This window comes from Natrononativus amylolyticus (genome assembly GCF_024362525.1).
Classification (GTDB): Archaea; Halobacteriota; Halobacteria; order Halobacteriales; family Natrialbaceae; genus Natrononativus; species Natrononativus amylolyticus.
In genome coordinates this window covers 1,549,843-1,562,572 of the sequence record NZ_CP101458.1, presented here as the reverse complement: position 1 = coordinate 1,562,572, position 12,730 = coordinate 1,549,843, and the positions used below count along the sequence as shown (strand labels likewise).

Sequence of the window (12,730 nt, the reverse complement as noted above, 5' to 3'; positions counted from 1 at the left end):
TAAGAAACCAGCCGACGCGGCCGGGCGTTCGGGACCCGGGCGCCCGCCCCTCCGCCTACCCCCGGAGCGCTTCGATGTGGTCGATGCGCTGCTGGACCAGCGCCGCTTTCCCGATGTCGTGGCGCACGTGCAGCCCCTCCTCGCCCGCGACGGCGAGGGCGTCCTCGGCGATTTCCTCCGCGTCAGCGATGGTCTCGGCGACCCCGACGACGGCGAACGATCTCGAGGTCGTCGTGTAGATTCCGTCCTCGCGCTCGTCGACGCTGGCGTAGTAGAGCAGCGCGTCGCCGGCGTTCTCCTCGCTGATTTGCACTTTCGCCCCGGCTTTCGGCTCCGTCGGATACCCTTCCGGCACGGCGTACTTACAGACCGTCGCCCGCTCGGCGAACTCGAGTTCGGGCACCGGGCCGCCGTCCCGCGCCGCCACCAGGACGTCGAGGAAGTCGGTCTCGAGGGTCGGCAGGGTGTTCATCGCCTCGGGGTCCCCGAAGCGGGCGTTAAACTCGATCACCTTCGGGCCCTCCGCGGTCAGCATGAACTGGCCGTAGAGAATCCCTCTGTAGTCCTCGAGTGCCTCCACGGTCGCCTCGATGATGCCGACGGCGTCGGTGTAATCCTCGCGGGTCATGAACGGCAGTTCGAAGCTCGCGTCGCTGTACGATCCCATTCCGCCGGTGTTCGGCCCTTCGTCGCCCTCGTAGGCGCGCTTGTGATCCTGCACTGCGGGAGCGGTTTCGAACGAACCGTTAGCGACGAGCGCCTGGATCGTGAACTCCTCGCCGATCAGCCGTTCCTCGAGGACGATCCGGTCGTAATCGGATTGCCGAATGTACTCCTTGCCCTCCGCTGCGGTCACCTGATCACCGATGACCTTCACGCCTTTCCCGCCCGTGAGGCCGGCGGGCTTGATCGCGAGGTCGCCGTCGTAGCTGTCGACGAACTCGCACGCCGCGTCCATATCCTCGAACGTCTCGAAGTCCGGACAGCCCGGAATCGCGTTGTCGGCCATGAACCGGCGCTGGAACGCCTTGTCCGTCTCGATCCTGGCGTCGGCCTGTTTGGGGCCGAAGGCGTAGACGCCGGCCTCCTCGAGGGCGTCCGCGACCCCCGCTGCGAGGGGTGCCTCGGGGCCGACGACGGCGATCGTCGCCCCCACCTCGTCGGCGTAGGCGACGACCGCATCGGGGTCGGTCGTCTCGAGCGTCTCGAACCCGGCCGCCAGCCGCGCGATGCCGGGGTTTCGGTTGCCGGCGCAGGCGTACAGGTCTGCCTCGCTATCCTCCAGGGCGCGGGCGATAGCGTGCTCGCGGCCGCCGCCGCCGATCAGGAGTACGGTCTCTGGCATGGTCGCTAGCGGAACGCACGAATCTGTAAGTGTTATCCTTTGACTGGGCGAGAAGTATCCGCGTTCGTGGATACCGGTGGCCAGCGGTCGTTCGTGGAATCCGGGACCGACGATGTAGACGGCTGCGCCGACCTCCCGCTACTATCACATCGGTCGGCGCCGTCGCGCTAATCGCCTTCAGTCGGCGCCGCCGCGCTGATCGCCTTCGGTCGGCGCGACTGGGGCGTGGCGCTCGAGCGACTGCTGGCGAGGCGATCGCCGCTCGAGGCGGCAGGACGTTCGCCGACCCGACGGTTCATGTGAGCGTCATCCGAACGGGTCCGGTATGAACGCGCCGCCGACGAAGCGGGAGGACACGAGCTACGAGCGCCACGGAACGGCGATCGACGATCCGTACCTGTGGCTCGAGGACGAGAGCGGGGCGGTCGACGACTGGGTCGACGCCCAGAACGAACACGCCGAAGCGTACCTCGAGTCGCTCGAGGTCCGCGAAAAGCTACGCCCCGAGTTCGAATCGGTCCTGCGGACGACCGACTACGGCTCGATCGCGGCGGCTCCGACGGGCTACTTTCAGGAAATCGAAACCGCTGACGACGAACAGCCGGTGCTCACTCACCGCCCGTCGCTCGCGGACGAGCGCGAGACGCTCGTCGATCCGAACGAGTTCACCAGGGACGGCACCGCGTCGATGGGGTGGTGGTCCGTTTCGCCCGACGGGGAACGACTCGCCTACGCCCGGAACGAGGGCGGCGACGAGCAGTACGACGTGACCATCCTCTCCGTCGAGTCGGGGGAGGTACTCGAGGAGCTGCCGGATCTCGGCCGGGCGCGGCCGCCGGCCTGGGTCGAGGACGGGATCTACTACGTCCGCACGGGAAGTCCCGAAGACGGCGAACAGTTGCAAAAATCGATTCACTACCACGAGTTCGGCTCCGATCTCGAGACGGACGACCGGCTGTGCGAGATCGACGAACCCTCGACCTGGCCGGTGCTCGAGACCGATCGAGAGGGGACTCACCTCCTCGTCGCGCTCGTCACCGGCTGGGAGCGCAGCGACCTGTACTACCTCGCCGTCGGCGACGACGAACTGACGCCCGTAATTACGGAGACGGAACACCGCTACACGCCCCTGCTCCACGAGGACACCGCCTACCTCCGGACGAACCACGACGCCCCCTACTACAGAGTGCTCTCGCTCGATCTGTCGGGAGAGGTCGGCGAGGTCGACCCCGGGGACCTCGAGGAGGTCGTCCCCGAGCGCGAGGGGATTTTGAAGGGGGCGACGCTGACCGGGGACAGCCTCGTTGCCCAGTACGAACGGAACGCCGTCTCCGAACTCGAGGTGTTCGACCTCGAGGGGGGCCACGAAGGGAGCGTCTCGCTTCCGGGCCTCGGCACCGTCGCTGGCCTCTCGGGAAACCCGGACGAACCGGAGGCGTTCTTCACCTACCAGTCGTTCGATCAGCCGCCTGCGGTGTATCGGTACGACCTCGAGAGCGGCGAGCGCGAGGAACTCGCGCGCTCGGAACCGGGAGTCGACCTCGAGCTCACGGTCGAGCAGGTGTGGTACCACTCGGCCGACGGCACCGAGGTGCCGATGTTCGTCGTCCACCGCGCGGACCTCGAACGCGACGGGAGTAACCCGACCCTGCTGTACGGCTACGGCGGCTTCGAGATCAGCCAGACGCCCGGCTTCTCGGCGACCCGCGCGGCGTTCCTGCGCTCGGGCGGTGTCTACGCCCAGGCGAACCTCCGCGGGGGCGGCGAGTTCGGTACGGAGTGGCACGAGGCGGCCCGTCACGACCGTAAACAGCGCACCTTTGACGACATGATCGCCGCTGCCGAACACCTGATCGACGAAGGGTACACCTCGAGCGGCCGCCTCGCGATCCAGGGCGGCTCGAACGGCGGGCTCACCGTCGGTGTCGTGCTGACCCAGCGTCCGGACCTCGTACGCGCGGTCTGCTGTCACGTCCCGCTGCTCGACATGCTCCGGTTTCACACCCTGTTGCTCGGTGAGTCCTGGACCTCGGAGTACGGCTCGCCCGAGGACCCCGATGCGTTCGACTGGATCTACGAGTACTCGCCCTATCACAATCTCGAGGCGCGCGACTACCCCGCGGTCCTGTTCAAGACCGCGGAGGGAGATACGCGCGTCCACCCGGTCCACGCCTGGAAGACCGCCGCACGCCTCCAGCACCTGAATACGAGTACGGAGCCGATCCTCTGTGCGACGAACCGAGACACCGGTCACGGCGTCGGCAAACCGACCTGGATGATCGTCGAGGAGGCGCTCGACACCTGGTCGTTCCTCTTCGACCGGCTCGGGCTCGAGTACGTCGAGCCGTAGCTGCAGTCGGCTCAAAAGGAGAACAGCGGCGACCGTCAACCGCACCCGTAGTCGTCGACCGTTCACAGACGCGTGGCGATAACGGTGGGAGTGATTATCGGATCAAAGTGGTTGCACCGCCTCCCGCACAACAGTTAAGGCCACGCTGCACACATATGTGCGCATGGGCGACACCGAGTATCGAAACGTTCGACTTACGGAGGACGCCTACCAGCGGCTCAAAAGCCGAAAGCAAGCGGGAGAGTCGTTCTCGGATACCGTCGAGCGGATCGCTGGTGAACGGTCGTTGCTCGACCTCGCCGGCATCCTCACCGACGAAGAAGCCGAGACGATCCGTCAGAAGATTCGCGAGCAGGACGAACGATCGCGCGAGGGTCTCGACGAACTCGCGGACCGAATAGACTCGTGATCGTCGATACTGACGTCCTCATCGACGTCATGCAGGGTACTGAACGTGCCATCGAGAAGATCCGGGCTCTCGAGAGTCAACACGTGCCGCTTCGAATCTCTGCCGTATCGCAGTTCGAACTCTATCACAGCGTCGAACGGATCGAGAACCCCGGGGAACGGCGACGGCGCATCGAGACGGTGCTCGAATCGAGACCGGTGTACCCTGCCGACGGTCCGGTAATGAAGAAAGCCGGACGAATCGATGGACGGCTGACCGCCGACGGTCGAGCGATCGGGATCGGCGACACGATCATCGGCGCGACGGCGCTCGTCAACGAGGTGCCGGTGCTCACGAGGAACGTCGATCACTTCGAACGAATCGACGGGCTGGACATCGAGTCGTACTGATTCAGCGCCGTCGAACGTGGGTCGAGGTTCGAACTCAACGCCTAAGGGTGAGCACGCGAAACGGGTGGCAATGCGACAGTACCTCGAGCTCGTCGACGGCGTCCTCTCTGCGGGCGCGTACAAGCCGAACCGGACGGGGGTGGATACGATCTCGTCGTTCAGCCAGCACTACGAGATCGACCTCGAGCGCGGGTTCCCGCTGCTCACCACCAAGAAGATGGACGGTTACCGCTGGAACTCCATGCTCCACGAGCTCGAGTGGTACCTTTCGGGCGACGAACATATCCGCGGCCTGCGCGAGGAGACGAAAATCTGGAACGCATGGGCCGACGAAGAAGGCCGTCTCGACACCGCCTACGGCCGATTCTGGCGACGATACCCGGTCCCGGCGGAGAGTGGAGATGGAGGAGCCGAGGGAGGGCGACTCGAGGGCGAGTCCTGGCCCGACGCCGTCCACCGGTGGGTCGCCGAGGAGGCAGACGGCTCGCTCACGTTCGACCAGCTCCAGTACGTGATCGACACGCTCTCGGATTCGCCGAACTCCCGCCGGCTCGTCGTCAACGCCTGGCACCCCGCCAACGCCGCGGTGTCGACGCTGCCGCCCTGCCACTACTCGTTCGTCTTTAACGTCCAGGGCGACCGGCTGAACTGCCACCTCACCCAGCGCTCGGGCGACGTGGCGCTCGGCATCCCGTTCAACATCGCGGCCTACGCACTGCTGACGAAACTCGTCGCCCAGCAGGTCGATCTCGAGCCCGGCAGCTTCGCCCACACGGTCGTCGACGCCCACGTCTACTGCGGCCGCGGCGCTCGCGGGGAGTGGTACGCCGACAATCTCCCGGAGTTGCAGTCCCGCCTCGCCGACGCGACCGAGCCCGCCGAGTACCTCGAGGCCCGCGAGTGGCTCGAGTCGACCGCTCCCGCCGAGACCGAGGGCGACGAGCGGCTGGATCACGTCCCCGGCCTGCTCGAACAACTGTCTCGGGAACCGAAGGCGCGGCCGACCCTCGAGCTCGCGGAGACGACGATCGACGAGTTCAGCGCCGAGGACGTTTCTCTCACCGGCTACGACTCCCACGGGGGCCTGCGGTTCTCGGTCGCAGAATGAGCCTCGAGACCGACCTCGAACTCGTCGGGATCGTCGCCGTCGCCGAAAACGGCGTGATCGGAAACGACGGCGGGATGCCCTGGCACGTCCCCGAGGACCTGGCGCACTTCAAGGAGCAGACGATGGACCACCCGGTGATCATGGGCCGGGTGACCTACGAGGGCATTCTCGAGGCGCTGGGCGAACCGCTCCCGGGGCGGACGACGGTCGTGCTGACGAGCCGGGAACTCGAGACCCCCGACGACGGCAGCGTCGTCGTGGCGAACGGACTCGAGGAGGCGCTCACACTCGCAGAGCAAGCGGCCGAAGAGCGCCACGGGGGGACGAAACGAGCGTTCGTCGCGGGGGGTGCGACAGTCTACGAACAGTTCCTGCCGGCAATGGATCGCCTCGTCGTCACCGAAATTCACGACAACCCCCCTGGCGATACGCGCTTCCCCGAGTGGGATCGGGCGGGTCGGACGTGGGAGGAGGTCTCGCGGGACGAACGCGACGGGTTCGCGTTCCTCGAGTACGTCCGAACGACGTAGCATCCCGAACCTCCGACACAAACTCGCACGCTTTCCGGCAATATTCCCGTTCCGGGGCGTTCTCGAGGGGTTCAAATCCCCCCGGTTCGATTCATACATATGGCAATTGAAGAGTTCTCGGAGGCGATCCGGGAGTTCGAACACGACGGCGAGACGTACAAGATGGCCGATCTCACGGTCCTCGAGGAGCAGGGACTCTGCGACCTCGAGAAGCTGCCCGTGAGCGTTCGGATTCTTCTCGAGGCAGTCCTTCGAAACGCTGATGGCGAGACGATTTCCGCACAGGACGTGAAGAACGCGGCTTCCTGGGAGCCGAACGTACCGGACGTGGAGGTTCCCTTCCAGCCCTCCCGCGTGGTGCTGCAGGACCTGACCGGCGTCCCCGCGGTGGTCGACCTGGCCGCCCTGCGCTCGGCCGCCGACCGCGCCGGCGAGGACCCGACGATCGTCGAACCCGAGGTCCCCTGCGACCTCGTGATCGACCACAGCGTTCAGGTCGACTACTTCGGCAGCGAGGACGCCTACGAGCAGAACGTGGAACTCGAGTACGAGCGCAACGAGGAACGCTACCGCGCGATCAAGTGGGCCCAGCAGGCCTTCGACGGGTTCAACGTCGTCCCGCCGGGAACGGGAATCGTCCACCAGGTCAACTTAGAGCACCTCGGCCGGGTCGTTCACGCCCGCGAGGAAGCGGGCGAGCAGTGGCTGCTGCCCGACACCCTCGTCGGCACCGACAGCCACACCCCGATGATCGGCGGCATCGGCGTCGTCGGCTGGGGTGTCGGTGGCATCGAAGCCGAAGCCGCGCTGCTCGGCCAGCCGATCACGATGACCCTCCCCGAAGTCGTGGGCGTCAAGCTGACAGGCGAACTCCCCGAGGGCGCGACCGCGACCGACCTCGTGCTCCACATCACCGAGAAGCTCCGCCAGGTCGGCGTCGTCGACAAGTTCGTCGAGTTCTACGGTCCCGGCGTCTCCCAGCTGTCGGTGGCTGATCGGGCCACCATCGCCAACATGGCCCCCGAGCAGGGCTCGACCATCAGCATGTTCCCCGTCGACGAGGCGACCCTCGACTACCTCGAGCTTACCGGCCGCGAGGACGATCACATCGAACTCGTCCGCGAGTACCTCGAGGCCCAGGGCCTCTTCGGCGATCACGACCCCGAGTTCACCGAGGAAGTGGAGTTCGACCTCGGCACCGTCGAGCCCAGCCTCGCGGGCCACAAGAAGCCCCACGCCCGCATTCCGATGGGCGACTTAGACGAGCACTTTCCGACGCTGCTCGAGGAGGAGGGCGTCATCGACTCCGGTGCGGCCGAGAGCGACGGCGGCCTCGTCTCGAAGGAACAGCCCGGCCTCGGCGACAAAGTTCCCGTCGAACTCGAGGACGGCACCGAAGTCGAAATCGGCCACGGCAGCGTGCTCGTGAGCGCCATCACGTCCTGTACGAACACCTCGAACCCCTCCGTGATGGTCGCCGCGGGCCTACTGGCTCGCAACGCCGCGGAGCAGGGCCTCGAGGTACCGGAGTACGTCAAGACCAGCCTCGCACCGGGTAGCAAGGTCGTCACGGAGTATCTGAAACAGGCCGACCTGCTGGACGACTTAGAGGCGCTTGGCTACCACGTCGTCGGCTACGGCTGTACGACCTGCATCGGCAACGCCGGCCCGCTCGCCGAACCGATCGAGGCCGCCATCGACGAGCACGACCTCTGGACGACCAGCGTCCTCTCGGGGAACCGCAACTTCGAGGCGCGCATCCATCCGAAAATCCGCGCGAACTACCTCGCAAGTCCGCCGCTCGTGGTCGCTTACGGCCTCGCGGGCAAGATGGACATCGACCTCGAGAACGAGCCGATCGGCACCAACGACGAGGGCGAGGCGGTCTACCTCGAGGACGTCTGGCCGGACCCCGAAGAAGTGCGCCAGACCATCCACGAGAGCGTCTCCCCGGAAATGTTCGAGGAGAAGTACGCCAGCGTCTTCGAGGGCGACGAGCGCTGGGAGGCGCTGGACGCTCCCGAGGGTGACGTCTACGAGTGGGATTCGGACTCGACGTACATCCGCGAGCCGCCCTTTTTCAAGGACTTCCCCCTCGAGGAACCCGGCGTCGAGGACATCGCGAACGCGCGCTGTCTCATGACCCTCGGCGACACCGTCACCACGGACCACATCAGCCCCGCGGGACCGTTCAGCGAGGCCCTGCCCGCAGGAAGGTGGCTCGCCGCCCAGGGCGTCGAACCCTACGAGTTCAACACCTACGGCTCCCGGCGCGGGAACCACGAGGTCATGATGCGCGGGACGTTCGCGAACGTCCGCATCCAGAACGAGATGCTCGACGGGAAGGAGGGCGGCTACACGGTTCACCACCCGACGGATGAAGAGACGACGGTGTTCGAGGCCGCAGAGCGCTACCGCGAGGAGGACACCCCGCTGATCGTGATGGCCGGCGTCGAACTCGGCACCGGCTCGAGTCGCGACTGGGCCGCCAAAGGGACGTCCCTGCTCGGCATCCGCGCGACGATCGGTCAGAGCTACGAGCGAATTTACCGCGACAACCTCGTCGGCATGGGCGTCCTGCCCCTGCAGTTCGAGGAGGGCGACGGCTGGGAGGAACTCGGCCTCGACGGCAGCGAGGTGTTCGAGATTCGCGGGCTCGAGGACGGCCTCGAGCCCAACGACGAACTCACGGTCGTCGCCGAGGACGAGGACGGCGAGGTCACCCAATTCGACGTGACCGCGCAGGTGGGCACCCCCGCAGCGGTCGAGTATATCGAGAACGGCGGCGTGCTCCACCTCGTGCTCCGGCGGCTGCTGACGGAATAGGATCGTCACGAACTCGAAAAGGCGCGATATTTCGAGGCGGACAGCTTCCAAAAATCGACGCGCCGTCTGTCGTGGGGAGACATCCACACTGACCTTTTACACGGCCCGGCCGTAGACGCGCCTATGACCGCGAGCGATCCCACCGCCAGAAACCGCCTCGAGGACGAACAGAGTCCCTATCTGCGCCAGCACGCGGACAATCCCGTCAACTGGCAGCCCTGGGACGAGGCGGCGCTCGAGGCCGCCCGCGAACTCGACCGGCCGATCTTCCTCTCGATCGGCTACTCGGCGTGTCACTGGTGTCACGTGATGGAAGAGGAGAGCTTCGCCGACGAGGAGGTCGCCGAGGTGCTGAACGAGGGCTTCGTCCCCATCAAGGTCGACCGGGAGGAGCGCCCGGACGTGGACAGCATCTACATGACCGTCTGCCAGCTGGTGACGGGGCGGGGCGGCTGGCCCCTCTCCGCCTGGCTCACACCCCAGGGCAAACCGTTCTACGTCGGGACCTACTTCCCCAAACGCTCGAAGCGGGGAATGCCCGGCTTCCTCGAGATCCTCGAGAACATCCAAAACTCCTGGGAAAACGACCGCGAGGAGGTCGAGAACCGGGCCGAGCAGTGGACCGCCGCGGCGCGGGATCGCCTCGAGGAAACACCCGACACGGTGGGGGCCCCAGAGCCGCCGACGGGCGAAGTGCTCGAGTCGGCTGCGGAGGCTGCCCTGCGGAGTTCGGACCGCAAATACGGCGGCTTCGGGACGGACGGACCGAAGTTCCCCCAGCCAGCCAGACTCCACCTGCTCGGGCGAGCGTACCAGCGGACGGGCCGGGAGGCGTATCTCGAGGTCGTCAGCGAGTCGCTCGACGCGATGGTCGACGGCGGCCTCTACGACCACGTCGGCGGCGGCTTCCACCGCTACTGCGTCGACCGCGACTGGACGGTCCCCCACTTCGAGAAGATGCTGTACGACAACGCCGAGATTCCGCGGGCGCTGCTCGCGGGCTACCAGCTCACCGGCGAGGCGCGATACGCGAGGGCTGTCGAGGAAACACTCGAGTTCGTCTCCCGCGAGCTGACCCACGACGATGGTGGGTTCTTCAGCACGCTCGACGCCCAGAGCGAGGACCCCGAAACGGGCGAGCGCGAAGAGGGCGCGTTCTTCGTCTGGACGCCGGAAGAGGTTCGGGACGTACTCGAGGACGAGACCGACGCCGAGCTGTTCTGTGCTCGCTACGACGTTACGGAGTCGGGCAACTTCGAGGGCAGGAACCAGCCGAACCTCGACGCCTCGATTTCCGAACTGACAGCGGAGTTCGACCTCGAGGAGCACGAGGTCGAAGAGCGACTCGAAGCAGCCCGCGGGCGGCTGTTCGAGGCCCGCGAGAAACGGCCTCGGCCACGGCGGGACGAAAAGGTGCTCGCGGGCTGGAACGGGCTGATGATCTCGGCGTTCGCCGAGGCGGCGGTCGTGCTGGACGAGGACGCCTACGCCGAGGCCGCGGTGGACGCCCTCGAGTTCGTTCGCGACCACCTGTGGGACGCCGGTGAGTCGCAGCTCTCGCGGCGGTACAAAGACGGAGACGTGGCGATCCGGGGGTATCTCGAGGACTACGCCTTCCTCGCCCGCGGCGCGTTCGACTGCTACGAGGCCACCGGCGACGTCTCCCACCTCGCGTTCGCCACCGAGCTCGCTCGCCTCATCGAAGAGGAGTTCTGGGACCCGGAGCGGAGAACGCTGTACTTCACGCCCGAGAGCGGCGAGTCGTTGGTGACCCGACCCCAGGAACTCGACGACAGTTCGACGCCCTCCTCGATGGGGGTCGCCCTCGAGGTCCTGCTCGCGCTCGACTCGTTCACCGGGAGTGACTTCGAGGGCATCGTCGAATCCGTCCTCGAGACCCACGCGAACCGCCTCGACGCGAACCCGCTCCAACACACCTCGCTCTGTCTCGCCGCGGATCGTCTCGAGGCGGGGCCGCTCGAGGTCACCATCGCCGCAGACGAAGTTCCGCGCGAGTGGCGGGCGGCGTTCGGCGAGCGCTACCAGCCCGACCGGCTGTTCGCGCCGCGACCGCCGACGGAGGCGGGACTCGAGTCCTGGCTCGCGGAGTTGGACCTCGAGTCGGCGCCGCCGATCTGGGCCGGCCGGGAGGCGAGGGACGGCGAGCCGACGCTGTACGTCTGCCGGGATCGGACGTGCTCGCCGCCGGTTCACGAGGTCGGGGAGGCGCTCGAGTGGCTCGGAGAACGATAGCGGTCACTGGAACGGACGAAATTCGGATTCAGGACTGAGGTGAGTCTGCGGTACTCAGTACTTTGCCGCTGGAGCACCCACTGTACACGTATGTCTCGATACGAAGCCACCTTCGAAGTCGAATCAAAGAGCGACGCGTACGCGGTTCGACTCCTCGCAGAAGCGGCGTACGATACACTGCGTGAGGAGTTGCGGGACTCTCTAGGGGAGGATACCGCCTCTGACGAGGCGCTCCAGCAGTTCGCGGCGATCCGCGAGGCGACGGGACGCCAGTCGACCGGGTCGCTGACGGTAATCTACGAACAGCGCGAGGACTCATTCGACAGCTGACAAGCGGTGCACGGACACTCGTGGTGACGTCGCTCGAACGACCGGGAAGACGTACCAGAGGGGGCGACATCGTGGTACCACGACCCTCGGAAGTGTTATCCGTGTACTGGCACTACGTTCGTTCGTAATGGCAAACGGTACGGTTGATTTCTTCAACGACACAGGCGGCTACGGTTTCATTTCGACGGACGACGCGGACGATGACGTATTCTTCCACATGGAGGACGTCGGCGGCCCGGACCTCGAAGAAGGCACAGATATCGAATTCGACATCGAACAGGCCCCCAAGGGCCCGCGCGCGACGAACGTCGTCCGCAACTGATCTGGTTTCACTGTCGCCTCGCGGCGACCCTGAACGACGATTTTATTTATAGGACTCGGACGACCGAGCAGATGCGCTCTCGATCGGCGTAACAACTGAAACGGGTTACACACTACTCACAGCGAAGCGGCTACGATAACAGTCCCTATGCCGACTCGAGCGCCGCCTCGATCTCCTCGCCGAGGTAGATCGCCGGTGGGAGGGGCTCGCTCTCGACGAAGCGGGCGACCTCGTTGCCCTCGTCGTCCTCGACGACGATCGTCGGAATGTACTCGACGTCGTACTCCTCGACTTTGGGGCCCTGCTTGTCCTGGTCGACCGGAATCTCCTCGATGCGGTCGTCGGGGATCTCGGCGGCCTCGAGGGCCGCGCCGAAGTCAGGTAACAGAGACCGGCAGTCCGTACACCAGTCGCCGCCCCAGATCGCATATCGGAGTTCGTCGCGGTGGGCTGCGAGCGTGTCGACGGTGTCCTCGTAGGAGGGGGCATCCCAGGTCGGGTTCGGACGCATCGTCTCGAGACTCATACGCACGGGTTGCGCCGCGATCGATTTATACTGTTTGGAGACGGCCGATGTAGCCGCCCGCCGCGGCTCTCGGCCGCGGTGCTCGGGGAGTAAAAAAACGGTGGAATCGGTGATCCCCACCGACCGGATGGACGGTGACAAGATGGTGATGGTGGTGGTGTGTCGTTGTGAATCCGTGTCCGGTAGGGATACACGTAAAACGTACACGGGTTCCTACCTTATTATGCGGGCCATAAGCCTCGAGCGCCCCGATCTACCCCCTTGGTAGTGATAAGACGGGGCGTCGTCGACGGGGTATGATCGGGTACCGCCAGTCGACCGAACCGACCACCGGACGGGGCG

General features: G+C 65.9%; 12 protein-coding genes. 9 read left to right on the top strand and 3 right to left on the bottom strand.

Annotation, left to right across the window (positions count from 1 at the left end):
• Positions 1-55 precede the first annotated feature (55 nt).
• Both purD and NMQ11_RS08225 read right to left on the bottom strand, forming a co-directional pair.
• Entirely contained in the window at positions 56-1,345 is a 1,290-nt protein-coding gene (gene purD / locus NMQ11_RS08230; protein WP_255167053.1) for a phosphoribosylamine--glycine ligase, read from the bottom strand.
• Between the two features lie 167 nt (positions 1,346-1,512).
• Positions 1,513-1,644, bottom strand: a complete 132-nt coding sequence (locus NMQ11_RS08225) for a hypothetical protein (RefSeq protein ID WP_255167051.1) — start codon at positions 1,642-1,644, stop codon at positions 1,513-1,515.
• Positions 1,645-1,670: 26 nt separating this feature from the next.
• On the opposite strand from NMQ11_RS08225, the gene NMQ11_RS08220 reads away from it, so the two are divergent.
• The 9 genes from NMQ11_RS08220 to NMQ11_RS08180 all read left to right on the top strand — a co-directional run bounded on the left by NMQ11_RS08220 (position 1,671) and on the right by NMQ11_RS08180 (position 11,862).
• On the top strand, positions 1,671-3,695 hold the full coding sequence (locus NMQ11_RS08220; RefSeq protein WP_255167050.1) for a prolyl oligopeptidase family serine peptidase: 2,025 nt from the start codon (positions 1,671-1,673) through the stop codon (positions 3,693-3,695).
• A 163-nt stretch (positions 3,696-3,858) separates the two neighbouring features.
• Positions 3,859-4,104 carry an antitoxin VapB family protein gene (locus NMQ11_RS08215; protein WP_255167049.1) on the top strand — a complete coding sequence of 82 codons (246 nt, stop codon included), beginning with the start codon at positions 3,859-3,861 and terminating at the stop codon, positions 4,102-4,104.
• The gene (locus tag NMQ11_RS08210; protein WP_255167048.1) at positions 4,101-4,493 is read left to right on the top strand and encodes a type II toxin-antitoxin system VapC family toxin; all 393 of its coding nucleotides are present in this window, start codon (positions 4,101-4,103) and stop codon (positions 4,491-4,493) included. The genes NMQ11_RS08215 and NMQ11_RS08210 overlap by 4 nt, the downstream gene beginning before the upstream one ends.
• 70 nt (positions 4,494-4,563) lie before the next feature.
• Entirely contained in the window at positions 4,564-5,601 is a 1,038-nt protein-coding gene (gene thyA, locus NMQ11_RS08205) for a thymidylate synthase (protein ID WP_255167046.1), read from the top strand.
• A complete protein-coding gene (locus NMQ11_RS08200) occupies positions 5,598-6,131 on the top strand; it encodes a dihydrofolate reductase (protein ID WP_255167044.1) in 534 nt (177 codons plus the stop codon). The genes thyA and NMQ11_RS08200 overlap by 4 nt, the downstream gene beginning before the upstream one ends.
• Positions 6,132-6,230: 99 nt before the next feature.
• Positions 6,231-8,957 carry an aconitate hydratase AcnA gene (gene acnA, locus NMQ11_RS08195; protein WP_255167041.1) on the top strand — a complete coding sequence of 909 codons (2,727 nt, stop codon included), beginning with the start codon at positions 6,231-6,233 and terminating at the stop codon, positions 8,955-8,957.
• A 123-nt stretch (positions 8,958-9,080) separates the two neighbouring features.
• Complete coding sequence (locus NMQ11_RS08190) at positions 9,081-11,210, top strand: thioredoxin domain-containing protein (protein ID WP_255167034.1); 2,130 nt, start codon at positions 9,081-9,083, stop codon at positions 11,208-11,210.
• Between the two features lie 90 nt (positions 11,211-11,300).
• Entirely contained in the window at positions 11,301-11,540 is a 240-nt protein-coding gene (locus NMQ11_RS08185; protein WP_255167033.1) for a hypothetical protein, read from the top strand.
• A 127-nt stretch (positions 11,541-11,667) separates the two neighbouring features.
• Positions 11,668-11,862, top strand: coding sequence for a cold-shock protein (locus tag NMQ11_RS08180; protein ID WP_255167031.1), 195 nt, complete (start codon positions 11,668-11,670; stop codon positions 11,860-11,862).
• A 145-nt stretch (positions 11,863-12,007) separates the two neighbouring features.
• On the opposite strand, the gene NMQ11_RS08175 is transcribed toward NMQ11_RS08180, so the two are convergent.
• Positions 12,008-12,388 (bottom strand): TlpA family protein disulfide reductase, encoded by a 381-nt coding sequence (locus NMQ11_RS08175; RefSeq protein ID WP_255167030.1) that lies wholly within the window; start codon positions 12,386-12,388, stop codon positions 12,008-12,010.
• Between the last annotated feature and the right edge of the window lie 342 nt (positions 12,389-12,730).

What these genes read in the sequence shown, in the direction of transcription:
- NMQ11_RS08180 (WP_255167031.1), top strand. Translation starts at nt 11,668, where the DNA reads ATGGCAAACGGTACGGTTGATTTCTTCAACGACACAGGCGGCTACGGT.
- NMQ11_RS08215 (WP_255167049.1), top strand. Translation starts at nt 3,859, where the DNA reads ATGGGCGACACCGAGTATCGAAACGTTCGACTTACGGAGGACGCCTAC.
- acnA (WP_255167041.1), top strand. Translation starts at nt 6,231, where the DNA reads ATGGCAATTGAAGAGTTCTCGGAGGCGATCCGGGAGTTCGAACACGAC.
- NMQ11_RS08175 (WP_255167030.1), bottom strand. Translation starts at nt 12,388, where the DNA reads ATGAGTCTCGAGACGATGCGTCCGAACCCGACCTGGGATGCCCCCTCC.
- NMQ11_RS08190 (WP_255167034.1), top strand. Translation starts at nt 9,081, where the DNA reads ATGACCGCGAGCGATCCCACCGCCAGAAACCGCCTCGAGGACGAACAG.
- thyA (WP_255167046.1), top strand. Translation starts at nt 4,564, where the DNA reads ATGCGACAGTACCTCGAGCTCGTCGACGGCGTCCTCTCTGCGGGCGCG.
- purD (WP_255167053.1), bottom strand. Translation starts at nt 1,345, where the DNA reads ATGCCAGAGACCGTACTCCTGATCGGCGGCGGCGGCCGCGAGCACGCT.
- NMQ11_RS08225 (WP_255167051.1), bottom strand. Translation starts at nt 1,644, where the DNA reads ATGAACCGTCGGGTCGGCGAACGTCCTGCCGCCTCGAGCGGCGATCGC.
- NMQ11_RS08185 (WP_255167033.1), top strand. Translation starts at nt 11,301, where the DNA reads ATGTCTCGATACGAAGCCACCTTCGAAGTCGAATCAAAGAGCGACGCG.
- NMQ11_RS08200 (WP_255167044.1), top strand. Translation starts at nt 5,598, where the DNA reads ATGAGCCTCGAGACCGACCTCGAACTCGTCGGGATCGTCGCCGTCGCC.
- NMQ11_RS08220 (WP_255167050.1), top strand. Translation starts at nt 1,671, where the DNA reads ATGAACGCGCCGCCGACGAAGCGGGAGGACACGAGCTACGAGCGCCAC.